Annotated in this window: 17 protein-coding genes; 4 read left to right on the forward strand and 13 right to left on the reverse strand. The window is 55.6% G+C overall.

Going from position 1 to position 20,885, the window contains the following annotated elements:
* Positions 1-36: 36 nt before the first annotated feature.
* From H6815_04520 to H6815_04575, 12 genes are all read right to left on the reverse strand, one after another.
* Positions 37-1,404, reverse strand: a complete 1,368-nt coding sequence (locus H6815_04520) for a hypothetical protein (protein ID MCB9859697.1) — start codon at positions 1,402-1,404, stop codon at positions 37-39.
* 240 nt (positions 1,405-1,644) lie between these two features.
* Complete coding sequence (locus H6815_04525; protein MCB9859698.1) at positions 1,645-3,516, reverse strand: alkaline phosphatase D family protein; 1,872 nt, start codon at positions 3,514-3,516, stop codon at positions 1,645-1,647.
* Between the two features lie 268 nt (positions 3,517-3,784).
* The gene (locus H6815_04530; GenBank protein ID MCB9859699.1) at positions 3,785-4,774 is read right to left on the reverse strand and encodes a hypothetical protein; all 990 of its coding nucleotides are present in this window, start codon (positions 4,772-4,774) and stop codon (positions 3,785-3,787) included.
* A 544-nt stretch (positions 4,775-5,318) separates the two neighbouring features.
* Positions 5,319-6,017, reverse strand: a complete 699-nt coding sequence (locus tag H6815_04535; protein ID MCB9859700.1) for a hypothetical protein — start codon at positions 6,015-6,017, stop codon at positions 5,319-5,321.
* An 82-nt stretch (positions 6,018-6,099) separates the two neighbouring features.
* The gene (locus H6815_04540; GenBank protein ID MCB9859701.1) at positions 6,100-6,729 is read right to left on the reverse strand and encodes a hypothetical protein; all 630 of its coding nucleotides are present in this window, start codon (positions 6,727-6,729) and stop codon (positions 6,100-6,102) included.
* A 29-nt stretch (positions 6,730-6,758) separates the two neighbouring features.
* Positions 6,759-7,457 (reverse strand): DUF1559 domain-containing protein, encoded by a 699-nt coding sequence (locus tag H6815_04545; GenBank protein ID MCB9859702.1) that lies wholly within the window; start codon positions 7,455-7,457, stop codon positions 6,759-6,761.
* An 89-nt stretch (positions 7,458-7,546) separates the two neighbouring features.
* Positions 7,547-8,218: a hypothetical protein gene (locus H6815_04550; protein MCB9859703.1), complete on the reverse strand. Its 672-nt coding sequence runs from the start codon at positions 8,216-8,218 to the stop codon at positions 7,547-7,549.
* A gap of 147 nt (positions 8,219-8,365) precedes the next feature.
* Positions 8,366-9,829: a hypothetical protein gene (locus tag H6815_04555; protein MCB9859704.1), complete on the reverse strand. Its 1,464-nt coding sequence runs from the start codon at positions 9,827-9,829 to the stop codon at positions 8,366-8,368.
* Positions 9,830-10,106: 277 nt separating this feature from the next.
* Positions 10,107-11,147, reverse strand: a complete 1,041-nt coding sequence (locus H6815_04560; protein MCB9859705.1) for a hypothetical protein — start codon at positions 11,145-11,147, stop codon at positions 10,107-10,109.
* A 177-nt stretch (positions 11,148-11,324) separates the two neighbouring features.
* Positions 11,325-13,013 (reverse strand): hypothetical protein, encoded by a 1,689-nt coding sequence (locus tag H6815_04565; GenBank protein MCB9859706.1) that lies wholly within the window; start codon positions 13,011-13,013, stop codon positions 11,325-11,327.
* Between the two features lie 192 nt (positions 13,014-13,205).
* Positions 13,206-13,742 carry a hypothetical protein gene (locus H6815_04570; GenBank protein ID MCB9859707.1) on the reverse strand — a complete coding sequence of 179 codons (537 nt, stop codon included), beginning with the start codon at positions 13,740-13,742 and terminating at the stop codon, positions 13,206-13,208.
* 218 nt (positions 13,743-13,960) lie between these two features.
* A complete protein-coding gene (locus H6815_04575) occupies positions 13,961-15,070 on the reverse strand; it encodes a prepilin-type N-terminal cleavage/methylation domain-containing protein (protein ID MCB9859708.1) in 1,110 nt (369 codons plus the stop codon).
* A gap of 471 nt (positions 15,071-15,541) precedes the next feature.
* On the opposite strand from H6815_04575, the gene H6815_04580 reads away from it, so the two are divergent.
* Positions 15,542-15,925, forward strand: coding sequence for a DUF393 domain-containing protein (locus tag H6815_04580; protein MCB9859709.1), 384 nt, complete (start codon positions 15,542-15,544; stop codon positions 15,923-15,925).
* Between the two features lie 62 nt (positions 15,926-15,987).
* The gene (locus H6815_04585; protein ID MCB9859710.1) at positions 15,988-16,461 is read left to right on the forward strand and encodes a macro domain-containing protein; all 474 of its coding nucleotides are present in this window, start codon (positions 15,988-15,990) and stop codon (positions 16,459-16,461) included.
* On the opposite strand, the gene H6815_04590 is transcribed toward H6815_04585, so the two are convergent.
* Entirely contained in the window at positions 16,430-17,251 is an 822-nt protein-coding gene (locus H6815_04590; protein ID MCB9859711.1) for a PhzF family phenazine biosynthesis protein, read from the reverse strand. The two genes, H6815_04585 and H6815_04590, sit on opposite strands and share 32 nt — an antisense overlap.
* A gap of 161 nt (positions 17,252-17,412) precedes the next feature.
* On the opposite strand from H6815_04590, the gene H6815_04595 reads away from it, so the two are divergent.
* Together H6815_04595 and H6815_04600 are read left to right on the forward strand one after the other, a co-directional pair.
* Positions 17,413-18,891 (forward strand): ATP-binding protein, encoded by a 1,479-nt coding sequence (locus H6815_04595; GenBank protein MCB9859712.1) that lies wholly within the window; start codon positions 17,413-17,415, stop codon positions 18,889-18,891.
* A 329-nt stretch (positions 18,892-19,220) separates the two neighbouring features.
* The gene (locus tag H6815_04600) at positions 19,221-20,774 is read left to right on the forward strand and encodes a F0F1 ATP synthase subunit alpha (GenBank protein MCB9859713.1); all 1,554 of its coding nucleotides are present in this window, start codon (positions 19,221-19,223) and stop codon (positions 20,772-20,774) included.
* Positions 20,775-20,885: the final 111 nt, after the last annotated feature.

A 20,885-nucleotide genomic window follows, 5' to 3' on the forward strand; every position in this document is an offset into this window, starting at 1 on the left:
CAAATATCCTTTGCCTTATACCTTGAGTTCACAAGCTTATGGACACCCAGCTGCATACGCATTGCCGAAACAGATGTAATCGAACACATTGAGTGAGCCCGAGCCATCGCAGTCAGCGTACGACGTACCCGCAACGTACTCGTTGCCGAAGCAGATATAGTCAAAAATGTTGAGCGAACCGGAACTGTCGCAGTCGGCGTAGCAGGTATCGCAGGCTTCATATCGCGCGATCCCCGTCGCGCTCAGACCGCCGATCTCTGCAAAGTTCCCCATGATGTACAGGCCCGTTGAGTGTGCTCCAAGCCCGAACACAGACGGGAATCCGCCGGAGATTGACGGTATTGCGGAGTTGACACCGCCCAGCAGCGGCACCCATGTGCCATTCTCAAGGCGCGAGATATACCCAACGTTCGGCTGTGCTGTGCCCGCTTGATAGAGCGCCGGCCCAGTGCCATCATCAAAGACCGCGAGCGCTGTGCCTCGACCGCCGCTTTGCTGCCCGACTGCGTTCCATGTCGAGCCGTCCCACTTTGCGGTCTCCCAGTCAAAGAACCCCGGGCCAACAAGTCTGTCTCCAGTCACATAGAGTGCAGACCCGCTTCCGTCGTCGAACGTTGCAAATGCGGAGATTTGCGCAAGTGCATCCACACCAATGAGCGAGCCAACCGCCTCCCATGCGTTGCCGTTCCATGCGCCGACCAATGGACCTGACGTCCCACCGATGGAATCGAATCGCCCGCCAGCAAAGAGTTTTTCGCCGGCGCCGTCGTTATGCACATGGAGTGCGAACACATTTGGCGAGAAACTGCCGACGATACCCGAGCCCAGCGAGTTCCACGTTGTGCCGGTGTACGCTGCAATGCCATTGGCACCAATGACTGTGCCGACATCAGTAAATGAACCACCGACAACGAGCGAGTTGCCATACTCGGTCATTGCCCAGACAGCTGGCGCGCCAGCCTGCGACTGGAATCCAGTACCGAGTGAGTGCCACGCTGTGCCGTCCCAACGAGCAAGGCTCTTTGTGTCCGCAACCGCGCCGGCTGCAGCGTAAAACCCGCCAACGTACAGACTCTCGCCGGTGCCAAAGTCCATCACAGCGAAGCAGGTCAGAAACTGGTTTGTTGTGCCGGTGGTAATGCCGGTCCCAACCGACGAGAACGTTCCTGTATCGGCGTTCCATCGTGCGAGCCATTTTCTGCCGCCGATATTCTGAGACGATCCGCCGATGTAGAACTGCTCTCCAGTACCATCATCCCACGAGATGATCGGCTGAAGATACCCTCCCACAACCGCCGGCTGGCCTGTGAAGGTCTCGTACGATGGCACACACACCTGCGCATGAGCGTTTCCGGCCACCAGTAAAAGAGTCCCGAGTGTGAATGTGGCGTGACGAGTTTGCATGTGTTGATCTCTCCGCATCACCAGACTGCACAACACCCCAGCAGGAAACACACCTGCTGAGGTTCTGGCGAAGACAGCTTCAGAACCATCCAAGGTACCCGAAATGCAATGGAATCACAACAACGTTTGAAGCGATTTCGGCATAGATATGACTGTATCTGGGCAACAATCCGGACCTACGACGACACAACCACATGCACCGAAGACGCCAAGGAGATGCTGGTGGTCCGGCGTTGGTACTTATTGACAACCGCCTGCGTACGCGTTTCCATAGCAGATATAGTCGAAGATGTTCAGCGAGCCACTGCTATCGCAATCTGCGTATGCTGCAGAACCCGCGTACGCATTGCCATAACAGATGTAGTCAAAGATATTTAGTGTGCCGGAGTTGTCGCAGTCGGCGTAGCAGTAGCTGCCATCCTGCGGCATCACGACAAACTGGTTGATAACCTCTGGATTGAGCGCAGCGATCGCAGACGGGTTCGCCAATAGCGTTGGTTCGTCGTACCACGGAATGCCCCATGTCGTCACTGTCAGCGCCTGCGTGACGGGATCGATCTCGAACTCGGTCCAGCCGAATGTGTTCGTTGCGGTATAGCCACCCTGCAGGAGCGTCGCGCTGATCGGTGAGTTCTGAAGTCCGAGCGTGTCGTACGCGTACGCCTGAAGCTGCGTGTTGATCAGCGATGTCATGACTGCTTCCTGCTCCACAGGCGACATCGCAAGATACTGCGCAAGCGAGGGAACACCGGGAAATCCGAACTGGTTTGCAAGCCCGACGACTGTCGGCCCGAACGGCGCTGCGTACGCAACCGATCCCGTGGTCACCTCGAAGCTGTTCGTGAATATCTGCGTTGTGCCTGGGCCGAGGGTGTATGTCAGGTTGTTGATCAGCGTGCCGTGGATGTCTGCTGCAATAAAGACAACGTTCTCAATGTCGTTGTCGTCGATGAACTTCAGCAGTTCAGTCCGCTCGGCAGCGTACCCCTCGAATCGATCGGACGCTGCCAGCACGCCAAGGTTCTGGATCGGCTCAGGCACGCAGACAAGCTTCCATGTCACACCGCTTTGCTGCGCTGCGAGCAGATCTGCCTTTATCTCTGCAAGTTGCACAGCACCAAGCATCGTCCGCGTTGGATCGAATGACGCAACAAGAAACCCGATGACCTGCACTGGATCGAGCGGATCCGTCACACCCGGCAGTTCCTCATCACGGAACGAGCGGGCATCAGCAACTATCACCGCTGCATCGCGCCCGTATGTGCGGGACCGATAGAGCTTCGCTTTGTTCTCTGTGCGCGGATCCCCTGTCATGCCGTACTGCTCATCGAGCATCGGGTGATACTCGGTGAACGCTGCGATCCCATTCGTGTACAGCACCGTCTCGTTGATGAACGCACCGGGATCATTCGCAAATCGGGGATCCGAGCTTGGGTGAGCACCGCCCGCAAAGTCGTTGGTGACCTCGTGGTCATCGATCATCGCGAGCATTGCGCAGGTTGCACGAAGATCCGCGAGCGTGTTGAGCCCGAACCGCTCCGAAAGTGTCTCCCGATGCTTAGCGCGAAAATCAGGAAGTGTCAGACATTGCGGGATATTCACCTGTGGCGACGCAACGTCTGCATAGATCGTGTCGCCAAGCGCGATCCACAGATCCAGATCACGCTCGGGCACGTTCTTCACAGCGGGATATGACGAGAGCTCGCCACGCCAGTCGCCACTGACACCAACGCGAAGCCCGAGCGGATGACGGTTTGCGCCATCCGCGGGCGTGAGAAACGTGCCGACCGTTGTGATGCTGTTGTTTGTTGCACGGAAGTAGTAGGTTGTGTTGGGCACGAGAACATGTGTCTCCACCTTTGCTGGAACGATCGTGTCCGTCACCGCGACCGTGTGTGTATCGATGATGTTTGCAAAGTTTGCATCGGTCGCAAGCTCGAACACAACATCGCCGGGCGCATCAGCTCTTGCCCACAGCACGACGCTGGTGGGTGTTGCGTCGCCGCTGGCAATGCCCGATGGCAGGATCCCGGGTTGACCACAGGCGATCGAAACCCCAGTGCCAAGCACGAATAGTGCAAGGCTGCTGTACTTTACTCCGGGACCTGCCATCTGCCGCTCTCCTCTCTCTTTCTCTCAAAGATGTCGTCGCTGTTCGTTTGCGACCACATCAGATTACCATATTTGTCTGCCTCCGTGTGCTATTGTGCAGTGAAGATTGTGTGATGGGAACGTCAAAGATTCGCACAAAGGTACACGCATCGGCTCGTACTGTGGAGTTCTCCAAGCTTGAGGAATGAAAAACCCCCATCTGAAATCCAGACGGGGGCTTTGGTGAGCGAAGAGGATACATGCGGCAGATCAAGGCCGCAAATCAATCTTACGGGCAGCCTGCTGCGTACTCGTTACCGAAGCAGATGTAGTCGAAGATGTTCAGCGAGCCGGAGCCGTCGCAATCTGCGTATGCGTTCCCTGCTGCGTACTCGTTACCGAAGCAGATGTAGTCGAAGATGTTCAGCGCGCCGCTGCCATCGCAGTCTGCATAGCAACCGCCGCCATCAACTGTGATCGAAAGATCATCGAAGTAACCGCCGGTCACAGCCGAACCAGCACCAACACCGGAGGTCATGTACATGTCGAGACATTCGATCTTCGGAACAGCTTGTGCGGTTGCCATCGGATTGCCGGCGCCAACCCACCACGATGGCGAACCATCGTTGCGTGTGCCGAGCGAAAGACCGCCGTAGGTGTCAACGAGCGTGTTGTTGTCGAGATCGATCACAACCTTGTACTCCACCCATGCGTCATACATAATTGGCTGTTGCAGGTCGAGTTCGTGCTGGTTGTATGTGCCGCCAGCGAAGCCACCGCCGACAAGACCGAGCAGCGCAGCGAATGGGGTCTGCATTGACCAGACGTGTGTTGCTGTGTTGCCGTCATAGGTGTTCAGCATGATAACAGCGCTCTCACCGATCGCGTTGTTGGGAATGTATGTCATGACGGACACGGTCACAACGCCCGCGTCGATCACGGCGCCCTGATTGAAGAAATCCTGCACAACGTCGGCTTCATCAATGCCGTAGTGCAGAGAGTTAGGTGCGCTTGTTGACTGGGCGTTACTGACAACGTGATCAAGACCGACAAGATCCCAGCCGATCCAGTTGTTCTGGCCGATGATGCCACCGCCAACTGCGTACGCATCAAAGTTGTCGCTGAACACGACGCCACCGTCAGCAAAGTTGCCGGACTTCACATAGTTTGCGTCGCTTGCGCGAGGTGTCGCGGGCATGCCTGGTAGCTGCGGCCCTGCGGCGATCGCTGCTGCTGCGATTGTGGAACCAGCCACAAATGCGAGTGCTGATGTTCTCATAATTACTTCTCCTTGGGTTTTCCAACGTCTTCGAAAAAACAGATGAATGAACACGATCCCCCTGCGAGGTCTCGTTTGCGCCACGAGCGCACTTGCAACGATCTGTCTGTGACCGCTCCAATGGTCCAGAACTCTCGCGCACAACACAGCAACAAAGTGGGACTCAGCCCCAAGTTGCCGAACGATGTCTGCCGATCAGCTCGAAGAGGGGAAAACGCGCAACCCCCGCAGGCTCAATCGGACTTGTCTTGTGGACGAAACACCCGGATTTCTCAGGAAATCCCGACGATATTCTCGACCCTCCTACATCCTACAGACATTCACCCCTGCCACAAGATCTGAATGATCTGATTACAAAAAATCCACAAAGTCCTACATAATGTACGAGACGGGATCCGCCTCTTTGCTTGATGTTTGTACGGGCAGAACGTCCGAGATGCGAATGTCCAACTCGCAAACAAACGTTGCGATTCGTTCGATGGTTCAACGAAAACCCATTCAACGAGCGGGCTTGCTGATCTGGATTGGCTTTGCTCGGCGAGTCTTAAGGACATCCTGCTGCATACGCATTGCCGAAGCAAATGTAGTCGAAGATGTTGAGTGAGCCGGAGCCATCGCAATCTGCGTATGCGTTCCCTGCTGCGTACTCGTTGCCGTAGCAGATGTAGTCAAAGATGTTCAACCCACCTGAGCCGTCGCAATCAGCATAGCACATCGACTCCATCATCCATGACAACGTCACAAACCCTGCCTCGTACCCCGGTGTTGGCACACCCGCGCTGTCACCGAGATACACCCTGTACTCAATCTCGTATGTTCCGGGTACAGCAGTCGCGTACCAGTTGTGCAACATCGTGCCATTCCAGTTAATGCGCATAGAGGAGTTGTCTGTGCCGAAGATCGGCGCAAACGTGCCGCCCATGTAGATGTCCATATCCGGTTCGGCACTGATCTGCTCGATCCACACCTGCGATCCTGCAGGCGGCTGCCAGAATCCCTGCGCAAGCCAGCCGAACTGCCCGTTGTATGACATCCCGTTGAGCACGCTTGCAGCGCCGGTGTACGTCTCGCCGTAGTTCTGCATCAGCATCGGCCCAGCGTTCAGCACATGCAACTGGATCTGCGTTCCAACAAGCTCAACACCGATGTGCTCCATCGGTCCGCCGAGTTGCGGTGTCTGCGCATTGCATGAGCATGCAGCAGCAAGAACAAGGATGGGTGTGAAATGTTGTGTCCGGATCATGACGAATCTCCCTTGGAATGAGTGCGTGATGCGCTGCACAAGCGTCTCCACTAGCCCAGCGTGCGGTTGGATCACATGCTCGTTATGTGCGTCTGCGGCGAGCAGCAACAAGGCCGAGCGCACCCAGCGTGGCCGATGTCGCTGGTGATGGCACAGCAGTAAACGCGAGCGTAACCTGCGCAGTGGTAAACCCGGACACGGGCGCGCCTGTCGCAGCATCTCCCACGTAGATGTTGTATGTTGCTTCGTAATTCCCGAGTGAATCCGCAGCGTACCAGTTGTGCGTCATGGTGCCGCCCCATATCCACGCAGCAGAAGAGCCGGCCGTGCCCTGGATTGGCGCGTACGAGTGCATGGCTGCCATGGGACGCATGCCGCCCTCGTACACGTTCAAACCGCTCGACACACTGATCGCTTCGATCCAGATCGCGTTGCCAGCACCGGGGTCGACAAATCCGTCATTCAGCCAGCCGTACTGCGAGTTGTAGTACGTGTCGTTCAGAACGCTTGCTGCGCCGCTGTACACCTGTCCCGGGTACTGCTGCATCTCGGCGGGCGCGCCGGGATCAATGTGCGCAGTGAGCTCGCCTGTTGCGCTGTCGAGACCGATCATGACATGGCGCATGGGACCCGGAATATTCGGCCAGACCTGCGCAGATGACATCGATGCGATTGCTGTGACCGCGATAACTGCGGTTGTGAATGTATTCATTTGAACTGTTCCTCTCTCATATGTTCGCGCTAATGCGCGGTTGATGGATTCCATAAGTCAACGTTGTTGTCGGGATCGAACGTCTCGGTAAAACGGAGATCGCTCGCGTGCCCGTCGAGAAATGCGCAGCCGCACGAATGGCCGTGACGATGTGTCGCGACCTCGGTCGGCGCACCAAACTGCACCCAGAAGTGTGCCATGATGTGGTCTGTGATCGAGTTGTCCTCTAGCTCAGAGAAGAGCACCGTTCTCGTCGGCCACGGAACCAGATCCGCACGATGGAACGTGCGCGTCTGTGATTCCGTCGTGGTCAGCTCGTAGTAGACGTTCATGCCATAGCTGAGTATGTGCCCCGGTGTCTCACTCTCATCGAGCGGGCACGTGTAGTGCTTTTCAGCAAACCGGGAAAACACCTGTGGATCTGTCTGCATCACGCTGCCGAGGTACGGCATCAGCGCATACTCCCACGGCGCTCGCGCGGACGCGAACGACGAGTGCTGGCTCCGCGGGAAGTTCCCGTTGGCATCGTCGGCGTACATCTGCGTTGCCAGCGATATCTGGCGCAGCGTGTTCAGACACACCGTTGTGCGCCCAGCATTGCGTGCAGCGCCGAGCGCTGGCAGCAGAATGCCGATGAGCAGCGCGATGATCGCGATGACCACCAGCAACTCGATCAGTGTAAATCCACAACTGCGCACGCGTGTGCGCGTCTGTCCATGCAATCGCATGTAAATCTCCACGATATAGCAACCACAAGCGCACGATGCGTGCGCGCAGACAACATCGATAGATCGATGTCACACTGGGTGGAAGGGTGTCAGGCTCGTGGAGGCGGCGCTGGCACGCTCAGATCGCATGAAGGGATAAAGCTCGCATCCACCGATACAAGCAGCGGATACGAAGATTCGGACAATGGCGCAACTTCCGGTGCCTGATGGATCAGCATCGGTGCGACACCGAACGCCAGCAGCAGATCAAGCCCCTTGCAGCGCAGCGCCTGCATGAGGTTGAGTGTGGCTGAGGGCATCGGAGCAGGCGCAACACATCCGGTGTCGCAGTCAGTGTTCTGCGTTGTTGTGGTGCACGCATATTGACGCAACTCGCCACGTTCGTGCTCTGAGCACAGATCGCAGGATTGCTGCTCGTGATCCACATGGTGCTCGTGTGCAGCAAGATCTGTTTCAGCGGGCATCGGCACGCCGCGTGCGCGGAGCTGTGCAACACGACGATCAAGTCCGTGCTCAATCGCAAACGCCATCAACTGGACATCTGAGTGGCAGCAGCACGACTCGAAGCACGCATCAGCCGACGCGCAGCCGCACGCCTCATCCTGGCACGGGTACGCCTCGACCAGATGCTTTGCGGGTGTAGACGCGAACACCCAGCGAACAACCCGCGCGGGGTTCGGCATCACGCCGATAACACCCATCGTAAACAGCGACAGCATCGCAATCGCTATCAACCGGGAATGTCGTCGTAAACGCTGCATGAGAAGAAGTCATTGTACCTGCACATCATCATTCGTACCGAATCGAGTGAGGATGCGATCTTCTGCCCCCTCAAGTACGAAAACACCCCCGGAGCGAAAAGCCCCGGGGGTGAGTTAGAAAGACGTATCTACACCTTGCTCAGTGCATTACGGGCAGCCCGCTGCGTACTCGTTGCCAAAGCAGATGTAGTCGAAGATGTTGAGTGAGCCGGAGCCGTCGCAATCTGCGTATGCGTTGCCTGCTGCATACTCGTTACCGAAGCAGATGTAGTCGAAGATGTTCAACGCGCCGCTGCCGTCGCAATCTGCGTAGCAGGGAGCAGCGCCGAGCTGCATGACAATGTACGCCTGACCAAGGTCGGTCTGGGCGCTGTCGTACAGCACAGCGGTGAAGTAGAGCCTGCCATCGGGTGTGAGGAACAGGTCGTCGTTGTTGAATGTGTCAATGAACGCGTCATCGTCGAGCACACCGTTGCCGTCCAGGTCAACAGCGTCGCCCTGACGTGCAACCACGCCGAGCGTGGAGTGAACAAGCACCGCGTCCGCCTCGGGATCAGCATTGCTGGTGGTGCCACCAACGATGTAGTTGCCGTTGCCGTCGCCTGTCATAGCAAAGAAGCACGCAGCAAAGGCAGCGTCACTGAAAGTTTCGCCGGACAAACCGCCCGGAATGGCGTCGCCCGTCTTTGCGACCACTGCGCCGTTATAGATCACCCAGTCCGCCTGGCTGTCCACATCGCCGCGAACAAACCAGTCACCGTTGGCATTCATGAAGGCTTCAACGATTGTTTCAACCGGCTCGCCGAATGGTGCGAGGGTGTCATCCTCACGAACAACAACTGCTCCATCAACAACAACAACATTGTCGTTGGTTGTCACAGCGGAATCGAGCACGCAGTTCACGAACCAGTGCGCGCCATCACCCGAGACATAGAAGTCGTCGGTGTTGAATGTCTCGTAGGGCTCAGCTGCGCCGGTGGGAACGTCGACGCCACCCTGCACGAGCACTGCATTGTTGAGAATCAGGAAATCATCCATATTGGTCGCGAGTCCGCCGGAGGTCGCCGGTGCAAGGAAGCCAGCAACGTCGGCATCTGTCAGCGATCCGGAGTTCAGCGCGGTGCCATATGACTCGCCAGCAATACCTGGCACAGCGTCACCCTCGGTCGCGACAACAACAAAGTTGGTGCCGTCGAACATGACGATCTGCTCGTCAGCTGTCGTTGGCGCGCTCCCGCCAAGGTTCTGCCCGAAGATGTAGTGTCCGCTGGAGTTGATGGTCACATGCTCGTCCGGGATCCCAATCAGTTCCCCTGACAGCGCCCACGGTGCCTGATCTCCCTCTTTCAAAACAACCGCGCCGGTCATGCCACTCCCGATGATGAGCACATCGTCCGCAGAAGTTGCATCGTTCGAACTTGCACGCATCACCCATGATGAGCCATCAGAGTTGGTGTATGGACGGCTGAACGAGTCGAACATCAGCGCGTAGCCGGGCACGGTTGATGTCGAGCTGGCCGCAATCTCAGAAAAGATAACGGTTGGCAATACCTGCCCGAATGCATGTGCTGAAATGCACAGCGGAAGGGCTGTCAGAACGGTGCGATTCATACTGAGCTCCTGTCTTTGCTTGAAGCAGCCACCAAACAACTGGCGAGCCGCCTGTGACAAAAATGTAGCGGTAGACCCACAAAAAACAAAGGAAATTCCCATCTGAAACCGCCGGACGTTTCTTCCGCATGTCCGATAGGCATTCAAAGGCCCTGTCGAGGGTTCGTATTCTGGGAGGGCTTTTTCATGCGATCTTCACACAGAATATGTACGCACAACACAAAGAGACCTTCTCGTTTGAGAAGGTCTCTCCGGATGTTTGGAACACTCTCTGCAGTTACGGGCAGCCGGCTGCGTACGCATTGCCGAAGCAGATGTAGTCGAAGATGTTGAGCGCGCCACTACCGTCGCAGTCGGCGTATGGATCCTGTGCGTTGTATGCATTACCAAAGCAAATATAGTCAAAGATGTCGAGCGTAATGCCGCCTGCACAGTCAGCATAACACGCGTCGCGTGTCCAGAAAACAGCTTCTCTTTGGCCTGTTGCAGAGTTACGTGCCCAGCCTCCAATAAAAAGAAGCCGACCGGAAAAAGAGATTGTGGTTGCGCAACTCTCGTTGTAGTTTGCAGGAAGGAACGAATGCAGATCAAGCCACGAAGCGGCATCTCCCTGCCACACAGCCGCGTGCTCAAGCATGTTGAGATCTGTTGTTGAGCCGGCCTGATACCCACGTCTGGCAGCGTAGACAATCGACTCATGCTCACTTGAGGGATGCAGGTTGACCCAAGAAGCAGCCGAACCACTCCATAATGATGCTCTGGTCGTTGATGATTGAAGTACGGCTCCTCCCTGTTGACCATCCCAGGAGACCGCATATGCGTACGAGGCGCTCATACCTTGAGGATGGAGACTGACATGCGGCGCAAATGGGGTGGGCCACATAACTGCTTCTTCTCGAGAGGAGTTTGGAGAGGTAGGAAAAGTAGCTGTTCCAACATACTCTCCATTGCCGTTCCCTTCATGAACGACGGATTCTAATGCGCCAGCCGGATGGATATCGACCAAGGTAACTGGAGGAGTGAAATCCCATAGAACAGCGTGGTGGGCAGATCCATTAAACGCGGCGTATCCGGCAAAGTACGGACTGCCCCATGCAATCGATGTTTGTGCTACAGACTCGTCCGTGTTGGGAGAAGGCAACTTCGTCCATCCAGTTGGGGTAGCAGCCCAGAAGCCAGCGGAAGCCGAGCCGTTTAGTGTTGCATAGCCAATCTGCAGGAGCGAAGCTGAGTCCAAAATAGCAGATGACTCAGCACCCGCAGGGTGATAGTCGACCCATGATCCTGCGCTCCCAGACCAGACGGATGCGTGCGTCATGCTATTAATGACAGCTTCGCCAGACTGTTGAAGGCCGGAAATAGTATTCACCCTAGATGCTGTTGCGCCCGCGGGATGAAGTAACGTAGCAGTCCATTGTGCGGACGCATGTGACGCAACAGAGAGAACGCCAAGACACAGACATATACGCGGGATACTCATGTGATTCTCCATGTATTACGGGCATCCTACTGCGTACGCATTGCCATAGCAGATGTAGTCGAAGATGTTCAAGCTGCCCGAGCCGTCGCAATCGGCGTATGCGTTACCTGCTGCGTACTCGTTGCCGAAGCAGATGTAGTCGAAGATATTGAGCGCGCCACTACCGTCGCAGTCGGCGTAGCACACCTGATCCTCGATGCAGATGAACCCGTTGTCGAATGCAACACACGACTGGCCGGCTGGAATCAGATCACGCAAGCGAATCCATTGCGATCCCTGATCGAGATATGCCTCGAGCGTGCCGAGTTGCAGCGTTGCGTTGTTTGTGATGCTGAGATTCCCGAGGTAGAGCGCCTCGATGCCGGTTGAAGCGCGGTTGCCGTTGTCCACATCATCAACAAGTCTGAGTGTTGATTGTGGATCGCCACTCACACGCAAGGACGCGATCTCGAAGTTGTTGGTAACTGGACCAGCAGGAACACCAACGTCCTCGGCGCCAACTTCGAGTGTTCCCTCGGTACCGGGGTTGAGCGGAACAAATGCAAGCTCGCCAGCGACATTCATTGTTGATTCATCTGTCATGGCATAGCTGACTGAGTTGTGGAATGTGAGCGTTGCACCATTGGCGATCATCAGTTTTCCCATATCGGAAAGATCCGCTCCTTGCAACGACATGCTCCCTGCGCCAACTCTCAGGTCCACATCCCCGCTCACTTGGCACTTGTCAAACTGCCAAGGCCAGCTGGAGCCACCGAAGTTCCAGAGTGTTGGCATCTCGGCATGCATCGATAGCAGGTTTGACATTTCGACGGTTGAAAAAAAAGTTGTTGCTTGAATGGAGAGGTTTATAGCTTGTGTTGCAGTGGTTCGAAAATGTGTGTCGGAAGCATTCATGACAATGCTGACGTCGCGCAACTCGTTTGTGATGACATTCATGCTTGAATCAAGTGACGAGGCGTTGTCTAACTGAAAGAATGAATCTGAGACGAGATCCAGCGCGACCACAACCAATAGATACCCTCTGGAGCCAGTCATCACCTGCAAGTCTGAAACTGAACCGGACCCCACTTCGACATTCTGCTGACCTTCGTTGTTCCCAAAGACTCGGATTGTGCCTGTTGATGTGTTTGCTAAATACATTGAGCCGCCGTACAGATCTGCGGTTCCGATGAAGTTTGCAGCATTTGCTGTTCCATATGATGGCGAAATATACGAACCGACGCCTCGCACGGTCAGCAGCCCAATATCTGCTGTATTCTGTGTAGAAATACTGCAGCCAGCAGCAACTTCGGCGGATGCGAGCGAGTAGTTCGGCGCGAATACACCTACCGCAAAGAGGTTGCTGGGGCATCCAATACAGAGGTGGCCGTTGCCGACAACATCTTCTGTTGAATACAGGTATATTCCAGCCAACGCATCTGATGCAGAGATGTTCAGCTGGCCATCTATCTCCATCCCAGAGACCGTGGGTGAAGCAGGAGCAAGTGCCATGTTCATGTAGACTGTTCGACCTGCTGGTATCACAACGTGATACTCGTTGCTGCCATCGTTGAAGGGGATGACTGGTGGTGACCAGTTGTTCGCATCAAGCCAAGTGTTGCCCGCAGCGCCCGTGAACGTCACCGTCGTCACCTGCGCCAGACTCATCGAGCACCCGGCAGCAAGAGCAACACACGCAGCGAGAGTGGATACCGTATTTGTCATGGCTCACCTACTTCTATTCTTCTTCCCTGGAAACCAGTCACACACCGCGACGACCCAACACAGCCCAGCTTGACACACTTTACACGAGACCTCGTCTGCACTGATCCCATAAAGTGCAAAAAAGAACAAAAATAGCGCGACATGAACGGTGCCATGCCGCGCCGGGAAGCTCTCAAAGAAGGTCTTTCAGCGTTACGGGCAGCCTGCTGCGTACTCGTTGCCGAAGCAGATGTAATCAAAGATATTCAGACTGCCTGAGCCGTCGCAATCAGCGTATGTCGTGCCGGCTGCGTACTCGTTGCCGAAGCAGATGTAGTCGAAGATGTTGAGTGAACCAGAGCCATCACAGTCGGCGTAGCACACACTGTCGAGCACAACAACCTGCGACACCATGCCCAGTCCAGCGTGCGCTTCACAGAAGTAGTCATACGTGCCGGGCGTATCGAAAGTGAACTCGTAGACCATTGGAGGGAGCGCAAGCCCGCCGCTGCTGAACACGCTGCCAGCCATTGGGCTTCCCGGTGTGCCGGACACCACGTTGTGGCGACCCGAGATCCACGTCCAACGAACCGTGTCACCAACATTGATCTGCAAATCTATGTTCATGTTTGTCTGGGAGTTGTACACAAAGTCTGCGCCATCAAGCGCGACGTCATATGTTGTTTGGGCGCTTGCGGCGCAGGTTGCGCCGAGCATTAATGCGGCTGCCAGTGTTCGTGCGTACATCATTGGAAAACTCCTTCGGGATGCTGTGATGGTGGATATTTCAGACCATGTTCAGCCTATCTGTGTTTGCATGCATGAACCACCCACACAACAGTGGGTCACCCGCAAATACACGCGCAGAACGTCCAATTAGATAGAAAAACGCCCCAGACCGGATCATGCCGATCGGGGGCGTTTCCAGTATGCTTCCGTGCAAGGAGAGATGCAGCGAAGAAACTGCGTCAGTTGCTTGTGCTGATAACCACGTCATCGAACGACGAAACAACATCGATGGTGGTTGGCTGATTGCTGTCATTCACATGGCGTATCCCACCCGGGCTGACATAGAAGTTGCGCCAGTACTTCATGGTGGTGGAAGGATCGCCGACACCACGCTCCCGTGAGTTCAGGTAGTACCCATCGATGCCTGCAGACTGCAGCACCATACCGCCGCGAGCTTCTGCAGGCAGGATGTCCTGCGATGCAGTCACATCGAGAGGCGAACTTGGGCTCCCGACAAGACCCATGAGTGTCTGGAGCGCATCAACACCGCCAGGGTTCTGATCAGAAAGCAAGCTGTATGAGCGTGAACTGGGCTGACCTGTCTGGTCCTTGGTCGATCGACCAAGATTTGTTGAGTTCAGGAAGGTTGTATTCGGCGCGAGATAGAATCGCGCGGGCTCGTCAAGGCTGCTGCCAGCGTCGAGGCGCACGAAGTTGTTCGTCGAAGCTGTACCGGAGATCTGGCGAGGTGCTGTCTCGTCCTCGACCCACGCGAGCATGGGATTTCCAAAAGCATCGATCAGACTTGGCAGTCTCTGATGGTCCGCAATGTTTCCAGCCGACTGTCCTCCGATGATGCCGTCCTGCGGATCGAAGAACTTTGCATCGGGTGTGTAGTACAGCTTGTTGTCATACTTCCCGGGGACACCGATCGCGTCGAGATCGACTTCAACGGTGCTTCCGTTGATCGGTCCAACGTCAACTGTGGGATTTGCTGGAAGTGTTGGACCAACCCATATGCCGCCCGCCAGATCAAGCATGATGTTCTGCATCGCGCTGAACCCACGCCCGGATGCTCCGGACGCAACGTTGTTCGGATGTGCCATCTCGCGAGGCGAGAAGTAGCCAGGCCAGCGGTTGTTGTCGTTGCGGAACTGCTGTGATGCCTTTGACACCTCGTTGAGCATCGAGCTTGTGAGCGCCGATCGTGCGATAGCGCGGGTTCGGCCAAGCATCGGTGCGATGATCGAGATGATGATGGCGATCACGATCAGCACAACCAGCAGTTCGATGAGTGTAAAGCCCTTGGCTGAGCTGGTTGATCGGAGTGTTGTGTTGCAACGGCTCATGGAGCGCCTCTCTTTAACTATTGAACTCGCGGGTAAACGAACCCGCAGCAACTTCTTTGCGCAGCAGAACGTGGTCGGTTCGGCCGATCGCATTCCGTGCGGTCTGCTTGTCAGCCGATCGAACTAAGTCCTGTCGTCCTCATCGTGCGCCAGCCGCGAACACTCCCCACGAGCGTTCTCCCCCGACTGCCTGAACTTCGCCATGCCTCAGCGTATCCGCCGAGCAGCGACTGGTAACTATTCGAGCCCTGCGCCCGAAAAGTTGCTTTGCCCGCCGAAAAACCATCAAGGCTTTGTTTTCTGATCGCTTCTCCCACTATTCATCGGTTCAGAGGGGCGGTATTGCCGAACAGGCAATACAAATCAACTGTACATAATAAGGTGGAAATCGATCATCAGAGACTCCTCACCACAGACTTTACGACAAATTATAGGACGCATCATTCCGTGGAGCAATCAGGCATATCTTCTGTGAACCAGGACCCGCAACGAGGTCAGCCGCTGTCGTCGCGCGATGTCTGCTTCTACGACGGCCGGTGCGGCATGTGCGTGCGATCAGCAAAGTGGGTGGGCAGACTGGACTGGCTGAGCCGCATCGATTTCCGCGATCTTTCGACCGACCCGTCGCTGCCCATGTCGATCGAGGACACGATGGCTGGGATGCCGATGGTCACTCGATCGGGCAAGACACTGATCGGATTCCCAGCAATGCGTCGCGCGATCGTGCAGACACCGCTCGGGTTCATCCCAGGACTATTGATGTACCTGCCGGGCATCAGCCATCTCGGCACACGCGTCTACAAGCGCGCAGCTGCGCATCGGAAAGCAGTCGTGTGCAAGCTGCAGGCAGAGTGAACACAGAGCCATGTGTTGCCGTGGTATGCAACTGCAAGCCCTTCAACCCAGTATGATCGTTCGTGACTCCTGAAGTTGTTAAAGGCGATATGCTCGATCAGCGCGTTGATGCGATTGTCAACGCGTGGAATCGCAACATTATCCCGCAGTGGCTGCTGCTTCCTCAGGGCGTATCGCGCGCGATCAGGAAACGCGCTGGGAAGCAGCCGTTCCGCGAACTCGCCAGGCATGGCCCCATCCCTCTTGGCGCTGCGGTTGTGACATCGGCAGGCGAGCTTCCGTACAAAGCGATCATCCATGTTGCGGGCATCAACCTGCGCTGGTTTGCAACAGAAAAGTCCATCAAAGATTCGGTTGTGTCAGCAATGCGATGCGCAGAAGAGCTTGGGATGACATCGATCGCGCTGCCGATCATTGGTTCCGGCTCTGGCAACCGCAGCAGAGAAACCGCGATTACGCATATGAAGAGTGCGTTTGCTGGTATCTCGTCGGGTATCAGAGCGGTTATTGTTGAGTATCAGCCGGGTTCGCTTTAGAGGATAATGGCAGATGAATCACACCCTCCGCGTACAACACCGCTGATGCTCCGAGCAGCACGCGACCACCATTCACCTCAACAACAAGCTCGCCACCACGCTGAGAGAGTTGCTGCGCAGTCATGCGCTGCTTACCGAGCCTTTCAGACCACATCGGCCCAAGAATGCAATGCGCCGATCCCGTCACCTGATCCTCGTTGATACCCGCGTGCGGCGCGAAGTATCGCGACACAAAGTCGCATTGCGCCCCAGCCGCTGTGATGACGAGTCCCTCGGGACACGTCGCTGCAATTGTGTCGAGGTCCGGCGCGACATTGCGCACCGCCTGCTCGTCACGCAGGAATGCAATCAGCTTGCCCGCGTCATACAACGCAAGAACATCCGCTTTGATCGCAGTTTCGATCTCTGGCATCGCGTCGATGCGCTGTGCAAACGTTGCTGGAAAATCAAGGATGTACAGATTGTCTTGTGCTCTGACGCGCAATATGCCACTGTTTGATGAGAACACAACATCTCGTGATTCTCGCGCTATGCGCGACAGAATGACACTTGCAGCTGCGAGCGTGCCATGCCCGCACAGCGCGATCTCGGTTGTGCATGTGAACCAACGGATGTCCCACGAGTTGTCACCAAACACAAGGAAAGCGGTGATCGGTGCGTTGTTCTCCATCGCAACTGACTGGAGCAGCGCATCGTCCAGCCACGCATCAAGCACACACACCACCGCGGGGTTGCCCGCAAAGAGCGTGGAAGTAAACGCATCGACGTGGAAGGTGCGGATGATGGGCATTAGGAGCTCGGTCTCGGATGAGGACTGTAATCACCCAAAAAGGCAGTCAAAGGCGGTTTATCTTCCGTATCAAGGTTAAAACGCAAAGATAAATCGACTAAATATCTGAATTATGTCGATTTAAAATCGACATATATCCGAATATGTGTAGAATGAATCCCATGGACTCGACAACTTGGCAACCAACAAGCGAAGATAATCTTGCAGCTCTGGTGCAGCAGAACCCTTGGCATCAGCTCGAAAATGTGCCAAGGTCTCTCGCATTCACATTCCCGCGATCTCTCTCAAAGCTGCTTTGGCAAACACTCCAACAGCCGCTTGGTCGATATCAAGTGATTATAGGTCCTCGTCGTGTCGGCAAAACCGTTACGATGTACCAAACGATTCAGTCGCTCATCGAAGCTGGAGTGCATCCGCAGCGTCTCTGGTTTTTGAATCTTGATCATCCTCTCTTGATGAACTATGAACTCGACGCGTGGGTCCGCGCGATCACCAAACGATTTGGTGCAGACGAGAGTAGGCCACTCTACCTGTTCCTTGATGAAGTCAGCATGTCCCACAACTGGGATCGATGGCTCAAAGTGTTCTATGACGAAAGGAGACCGATTCGGGTTGTAGCCACATCAAGTTCAACAGCAGCTTTACGAGGACGAACAGTTGAAAGCGGTATAGGCAGATGGACTGAGCAGTATCTGACACCCTACTCGTTCAGCGAGTACCTGCAACTTCGTGAGCACGAACTTCCCAGCTTCGAAGTTGGCAGCAATCTACTCGACACACTCCGTTCATGCGCTGCATCGCAGCCTCTGTTTAACGTGATTCATCATCGGATCATGTACCTTCTTGTTGGAGGATTTCCTGAGTTATTGCTGAGAGAGCACAATACAGAGTCCATGGAAACTGCGATGCTCCGTTCGCAACAGACGTTGCGACAGGAAGCCGTTCAGCGTGTTGCCACGATGGACATTCCGCAAGTCTTTGATATCAAGCACCCATTTCTGCTCGAGCGGCTGGTCTATGTTCTTGGCGGACAAATGTGCGGAATAATGAACATGACAAACCTTGCGAGCTTGTTGAGCTTGCATCGCCATACTGTTGCGCAGTATGTCAGCTACCTTGAGCAGGCATTCCTGATCTTCACGCTTCCAAATTATGCGCACTCGGAAGAAGCAGTTCAAAGACGAGGGCAGAAAGTATACTTTGTTGACGGTGCAGTTCGGAATGCAGCTCTTCAGCGCGGCATTGCTCCTGTAAGTGATGCACGAGAACAAGGATTCCTTACAGAGAACGCCGCTGTATCACATCTCCAATCACTGTCACTACAAACAGGTGTTCGAACATACCACTGGCGTGACAATGGCAGAGAGGTTGATGTCATTTACGATGATCCCTCAGGGCCGCTGGCATTTGAGATTACAACTTCATCCAATCACACACTCAAAGGCATACACGCATTGTGTGAAAAATACCCCCAGTTCCAGAAAAGATGCTTCATTGTCTCGTCAGAGTCCTCTTCACTCAACATGCCCGAAGATGATCCAAACGGTGTAGGTCGAATACCCTTTGATCTGTTCATGATCACTATTGGCAGGCAGGCCGAATATGCGATGACCCAGCGGTTGGGGATGTTTATACCCTAAGTCTTCAGCCCCCACCAACCCCATTCTTCCTCTGCCAAAGCGAGACTCTGAGCAGCAGTGAACCTATCCTCTTGGCCCCGCGAAATGCGTTCCCGCGATCGGTCTTTTTCCAGTCGATCCCGGGCACCTGCGAATCTTTGTTCTCAGGCTGAAAATCGGGTTTTTCGGGCGACTTGTAGAGGTTTTGTGACAGTTTGGGTCGAGCGAATCAGGTGGTGGGCACCGGTTCAATCGAGTCTGCCAGATACATAGATACAGGTTCATCCATCTCACTGGATCCGCTCAAGCGGACCATTGGCACAGACATAAAAGAGGACACGCCCGTGAGCATGAAGATCAAGGCTGACGAGATCACCAGCGTCATCAAGCAGGAAATCGCGCAGTACGCCTCGGAACTCGAGGTCTCAGAGGTCGGCCGCGTCATCGAGGTCGGCGACGGTATTGCTCGTATCTACGGGCTTGCCAAGGCGATGGCTGGCGAACTGCTCGAGTTCGAGACGTCTGAAGGCAGCGTCATGGGGCAGGTCATGAACCTGAACACCGACACCGTCGGTGCGGTCATCTACGGCGACTATCTCGCTGTGAAGGAGGGCGACCTCGTCAAGTCCACAGGCCGCCTGCTCGAAGTGCCCGTGGGCCCTGAAATGCTCGGTCGCGTTGTGAACCCGCTCGGCCAGCCGATCGACGGCGGCCCCGCGATCAACACATCCGAGCGCCGCAAGGTCGACATCATCGCACCGGGCATTGCCGATCGCCAGCCTGTGACCGAGCCCATGCAGACCGGTATCAAGGCTGTTGACTCCATGATCCCGATCGGGAAGGGCCAGCGCGAACTGATCATCGGTGACCGCAAGACGGGTAAGACCGCGGTCGCTGTTGATGCGATCATCAACCAGAAGCAGTACTGGGGCACACCCGAGGCTGTGGTCTGCGTGTACGTCGCGGTCGGCCAGAAGGAATCGACCGTTGCTGGCGTTGTTGAGCAGCTGAAGAAGCACGGCGCGATGGACTACACGGTCGTCGTCTCCGCAGGCTCGTCCGACTCCGCACCCATGCAGTACGTCGCGCCGTACACCGGCTGCACCATCGGCGAGTACTTCATGTGGCAGGGCAAGGAAGGCAAGACACCGAAGCACGCACTGTGCATCTACGACGACCTTTCCAAGCAGGCTGTTGCGTATCGCCAGCTGTCGCTGCTGCTGCGTCGTCCGCCCGGACGCGAGGCCTATCCCGGCGACGTGTTCTATCTGCACTCACGCCTGCTGGAACGCGCTACCAAGCTGTCCGACGAGAACGGCGCAGGCTCACTTACAGCTCTGCCCATCATCGAGACACAGGAAGGTGACGTGTCGGCGTACATCCCGACCAACGTTATTTCGATTACCGACGGTCAGATCTATCTCGAGCCGGAACTGTTCTTCTCGGGTGTCCGCCCTGCTATCAACGCCGGTATCTCGGTGTCGCGCGTGGGTGGTAACGCGCAGGTGAAGGCGATGAAGAAGATCGCTGGCTCACTGCGTCTCGACCTTGCAGCCTTCCGCGAACTGGAAGCGTTCGCGCAGCTCGGCACCGAACTCGACGCTGCAACACAGAAGCAGCTCGATCGCGGTGCACGCATGGTCGAACTGCTGAAGCAGCCGCAATACGTGCCATACAACGTGACCGATCAGGTCATCTCGATCTACGCAGGTGCAAAGGGCTATCTCGACGATGTGCCAACAAACAAAGTGGCGCAGTACGAGAAGGATCTGCTCTCATACTTCCAGACTGTTGGCAAGGGCATTCGCGATCGTCTCGACCAGTCCAAAGCACTTAGCGACGACATCGTGAAGGATCTTGATGACGCGATGAAGACATTCAAGAAGGACTGGAAGCCGAACTGAAGTTGCTTGTTCAAAGAGAATATGAAGACTTTAAAGCCCGCTCCTGATGGAGCGGGTTTTTTCTTTGGTTTGATGTATACTGAATAAGATTCTTCGGGCCACGCACAAGAG

Source organism: Phycisphaeraceae bacterium (assembly GCA_020639155.1).
In the GTDB taxonomy this organism is placed as follows: domain Bacteria; phylum Planctomycetota; class Phycisphaerae; order Phycisphaerales; family UBA1924; genus JACKHF01.